This is a genomic window from Empedobacter sp. UBA7252 (assembly GCF_002472765.1).
GTDB classification, from domain to species: Bacteria; Bacteroidota; Bacteroidia; order Flavobacteriales; family Weeksellaceae; genus Empedobacter; species Empedobacter falsenii_B.
Map to the genome: position 1 here is coordinate 1 of NZ_DKSQ01000063.1, position 4560 is coordinate 4560.

Below are 4560 nucleotides of genomic sequence, written 5' to 3' on the forward strand. Positions count from 1 at the left end.
TTCCTTCAAAAACACCCTTATAAACAAGCGTTTCATTTGTAAAAACAGAATTTTTTTCTAAAGACAATACATCTTCATGCGATAAGCTATCTGAACTTTTATCCACTTCTACATTGTCCTTTTTACAAGAAAATAAAAAGAGTTGACTGATAAATAGCAAAAAGAAAATCTTTTTCATCTGAGATGAATTATTTTTTCACGAATTGTTCAACATCTTTTCTCGAAATTGGATCATCACCCAAAATCAATAAACGTTCAACAACATTTCTTAACTCACGAATATTTCCTGACCAATCTAATTCTTTCAAAGCATCATACGCTGAATTATCAAAAGATTTTTGACTTGTTGTATCAGTAATAAAATGTTCAACCAAAGCAGGAATATCATCTTTACGATCATTAAGTGCTGGAACATTAATGATAATTACCGCTAAACGATGGTATAAATCCTCGCGAAAACGACCTTCCTCAATCTCTTTTCGTAAGTCTTTATTTGTTGCAGCAATTACACGAACATTTACATTAATCTCTTTCTCAGAACCAACTGGCGAAACTTTTCCTTCTTGTAGCGCACGCAAAACTTTTGCTTGAGCAGAAAGACTCATATCCCCTATTTCATCTAAAAAAATTGTTCCTCCATTTGCCAATTCAAACTTACCTTGCTTGTCTTTAACAGCTCCAGTAAACGATCCTTTCACATGACCAAACAATTCACTTTCGATTAATTCAGCTGGAATTGCCGCACAATTCACTTCAACCAAAGGTTTTACATTACGATTACTTTTCTCGTGTAAATGATGAGCAACCAACTCTTTACCTGTTCCATTTGGACCAAGAATCAATACACGAGCGTCTGTAGCAGCCACTTTATCTATAATTTGTTTTACTTCTGCAATTGCAGGAGCATCACCAATCATTTCATATTTTTTAGCAACTTTTTTCTTTAAAGCTTTATTTTCTTTCTTCAATTCTTTATTCGAAGACAGCAACGATTTACGGTCTAAAGCATTACGAACAGTCGTCAATAATTTATTAAGATCTGGTGGTTTTGAAATAAAATCGTACGCACCTTTTTTGATCGCATCTACAGCCAAATCAACATCTCCGTGCCCCGTTATCATCACCATTGTTAAATCAGGATTGTATTCCATCGCTTCCGATAAAACTTCCATCCCATCTTTCAACGGCATTTTTATATCACTTATAATTAAGTCGTATTCTTTTTCTTTTATTTTTTCAAGCCCTATAGCTCCGTTTTCAGCTTCATCCACATTCCATTTTGGATTTTCGTCCATTAAAATGCTTTTCAAAACGTTGCGAATTGCCTGTTCATCTTCGATTAATAAGATATTTGACATCGTTTAGATCGTTTATTTTTGTAAAATTAAAATAGACTCAAAGATAATTGAAATTATTATTTTTGAGTCTACTTTTGATATAGATTTTAATACTTTTTTTAAGATGTTTTCACTTTTCGTGCATTTTCTAAACCTAATTCTTTTATAGAAACTTCTCTCATTTCTATTTTTCGAATTTTCCCTGAGATAGTCATAGGGAATTCTTGTACAAACTTCCAATATTTAGGACGTTTGAAATGAGCAATGGATAAACAATAAGCCTTCAATTCGTCTTCTGTTACACTAATACCATCTTTCACTTTCACCCAAGCCATTACTTCTTCTCCATATTTGATACTTGGAACGCCAATAATTTGAACATCAGAAATTGATTCATGTTCGTACAAAAAATCTTCAATCTCTTTTGGTGAAATATTTTCTCCTCCTCTGATAATAATATCTTTAATTCGTCCAGTAATATTAATATAACCATCAACATCCATAGTCGCTAAATCACCAGTATGCAACCAATTATTTTCGTCAATAACTTGCGCAGTTGCTTCCGGATTGTTCCAATATTTTTGCATGACGGAATAACCTCTTGTACAAAATTCACCAGCAATTCCACGAGGTAAAATATCTCCTGTTTGCGGATCAATAATCTTAATTTCTAAATGATCTTGAACTGTTCCAACCGTCGAAACTTGCTTTTCTAAAGGTGTTCCGATAATAGTTTGTGTAGAAACTGGCGAAGTTTCTGTCATCCCATAACAAATCGAAACTTCTTTCATATTCATTTTAGCTTGCACTTTCTTCATAATTTCAATCGGACAAGGCGAACCAGCCATTACACCAGTTCTCAAAGATGTTAAATCGAAACGATCAAAATTTGGTAATTCTAATTCCGCAATAAACATCGTCGGAACTCCATAAAGTGATGTACACTTTTCCATTTCGACTGCATTTAAAGTCTTTGCAGGATCAAAACTATCCGAAGGAATTACCATACAAGCGCCATGCGAAGTACACGCCATATTACCAATTACCATTCCGAAACAATGATAAAATGGAACAGGAATACAAACACGATCACGATGCGTATAATTTAATCGAACACCAATAAAAAAACCATTGTTCAATAAATTATGATGCGTTAAAGTTACTCCTTTTGGAAAGCCTGTTGTTCCAGATGTATATTGAATATTTACAGCATCATCAAACTGAACAGATTGCTCTATTTGATGCACTTCTGAAGTCGAAATTTCTTCTCCTTTAATCAAAAAATCATCCCAATTTTCTTCAAAAATAATGATATGTTTTAGTAATTTCGCATTCTCTTTTACATTATTCAACATCACTTTATACTCACTTGTTTTGAAGCTTAAAGAAGCAAAAACTGCAGAAATTTCAGCTTGATTTAATACAAATTCGAGTTCATTTTCACGATAAGCAGGATTCAAATTAACCAAAATCATTCCCACACGGGCCGTTGCATATTGTAACAATGTCCATTCCGCACGATTTGGCGCCCAAATACCTACGCGATCTCCTTTTTGCAAACCAATTGCAATCAATGATTTTGCTATTTGTTCGGTTTGTGAATAAAATTCTGTATACGTCGCTCTATAATTTTGATCTACGCAAACCAAAGCCTCTTGTTGCGGATATTTTGCAACTGTATTTCGTAAATTTTCGCCAATTGTTTCTCCTAAAAGAGGATATTGTGATGCACCACTTGAGTATGATAAGTTAGAAATCATGCGCTTATATTCTATGTTTTTAAAATTACTTTCCAACTCAAACTTAACAACGATTTTCAGGAAAATAAATTTATCAAATACAAGATTTATGATTTCTAAAAGAATCGTATTTTTTTATTAAAATCAAAAATGAATTCAAAAAAATGAAGGTTTATTTTTAACAAATACTTAAAATAACTCCATCAAATTATCCTTAAATTGTAAAAAATTACTGAAAAATGAATACAATAAACCACGACAATTATACTTCTATTTACGATGGAATAGAAGTTGTAGATGCTTTACAGACACGTATTGCTGACATCAAGAAAACATTAATAATTGTAACAGAATTAGATAAATGGGATTATGCATATGCAGAAGGTAAATGGACTATCAAAGAAATGATACAACATTGTATAGATTGCGAACGTATTTTTTCTTATCGTGCGCAACATATTGCGAGAGAAGATTCACAAACATTAAATTTCTTCGATGAAAACGCCTATGTATTGACTTCGAATGCAAATGAAAGAAAGCCTGAAGAATTAATAAAAGAATGGACTAATTTGATGAAAGTAACTTACTTTCAGTTTGAATCTTTTAATGATCAAACTTTAAACAAAATAGGAAAAGTTGGTAATCGAGAGTATTCTGTTGAGAAAATCGGTTATGTAATGGCTGGTCATTCCATCCATCATATGAATGTAATTAATGAACGATATTTATAAAAAAAGTCAGCTTCTAAAAAGCTGACTTTTTTATTTCGGCATCACATTATAAGTTGGATCTTCTTCGATATTTACCTCAATAACGCTTTTTGCATTTTCTAATAATCGAATAGAATCTTTACTCAAATGTCGCAAAATTACAATTTTATCTTGTTGTGCATATTTAGATGTAATAATATGTAAAGATTCAATTGCACTCATATCAACTATTCTACTCTCTTTCAAATCTATAACAATTATTCTTGGATCAGAATTAATTTCAAATTTCTCTAAAAAAGTAGAAGTCGAACCAAAGAAAAGTGGTCCATAAATCTCATATATTTTTCGTCCATTTTCATCAACAAATTTACGTGCTCGAATACGTTTAGCATTATCCCAAGCAAAAACCAAAGCCGAAACGATAACACCTACAAAAACAGCCAAAGCAAGGTTATGTAACACAATCGTGATAATCGCCACCAAAATACTTACAAACACATCCGATTTTGGCATTTTTGTTATTAATTTAAAAAATCCCCATTTAAAAGTCGAAATCGCAACCATCATCATTACACCAACAAGTGCTGCCATTGGAATTTTCTCAATCACTGGAGCACCAATTAGAATAATAATCAAGATTGTAATTGCACCAATTGCTGGTCCTAATCTCGAACGAGAACCTGCATCTAAATTAACAAATGTCTGAGCAATCATTGCACAACCTCCCATTCCACCGAAAAAACCATTTGTAATCATTAGCGTCCTAAACGTTAA

General features: G+C 32.3%; 4 protein-coding genes. 1 reads left to right on the forward strand and 3 read right to left on the reverse strand.

What is annotated here, in order from left to right:
• Positions 1-188: 188 nt before the first annotated feature.
• Together B2X73_RS09260 and B2X73_RS09265 are read right to left on the reverse strand one after the other, a co-directional pair.
• Positions 189-1358, reverse strand: a complete 1170-nt coding sequence (locus B2X73_RS09260) for a sigma-54-dependent transcriptional regulator (RefSeq protein ID WP_125349474.1) — start codon at positions 1356-1358, stop codon at positions 189-191.
• Positions 1359-1456: 98 nt separating this feature from the next.
• The gene (locus B2X73_RS09265; RefSeq protein WP_038330517.1) at positions 1457-3097 is read right to left on the reverse strand and encodes an AMP-binding protein; all 1641 of its coding nucleotides are present in this window, start codon (positions 3095-3097) and stop codon (positions 1457-1459) included.
• A 218-nt stretch (positions 3098-3315) separates the two neighbouring features.
• Here B2X73_RS09265 and B2X73_RS09270 point away from each other — a divergent pair, with 218 nt between their 5' ends.
• Positions 3316-3807, forward strand: coding sequence for a DinB family protein (locus B2X73_RS09270; RefSeq protein WP_291096317.1), 492 nt, complete (start codon positions 3316-3318; stop codon positions 3805-3807).
• Positions 3808-3837: 30 nt separating this feature from the next.
• Here the strand turns inward: B2X73_RS09270 and B2X73_RS09275 are convergent.
• A partial coding sequence (locus B2X73_RS09275; RefSeq protein ID WP_291096319.1) for a SulP family inorganic anion transporter occupies positions 3838-4560 on the reverse strand: 723 nt, incomplete at its 5' end.

Bases quoted from the DNA above. Each gene is read 5' to 3' on its own strand.
- B2X73_RS09260 (WP_125349474.1), bottom strand. From the start codon at position 1,358: ATGTCAAATATCTTATTAATCGAAGATGAACAGGCAATTCGCAACGTT.
- B2X73_RS09265 (WP_038330517.1), bottom strand. From the start codon at position 3,097: ATGATTTCTAACTTATCATACTCAAGTGGTGCATCACAATATCCTCTT.
- B2X73_RS09270 (WP_291096317.1), top strand. From the start codon at position 3,316: ATGAATACAATAAACCACGACAATTATACTTCTATTTACGATGGAATA.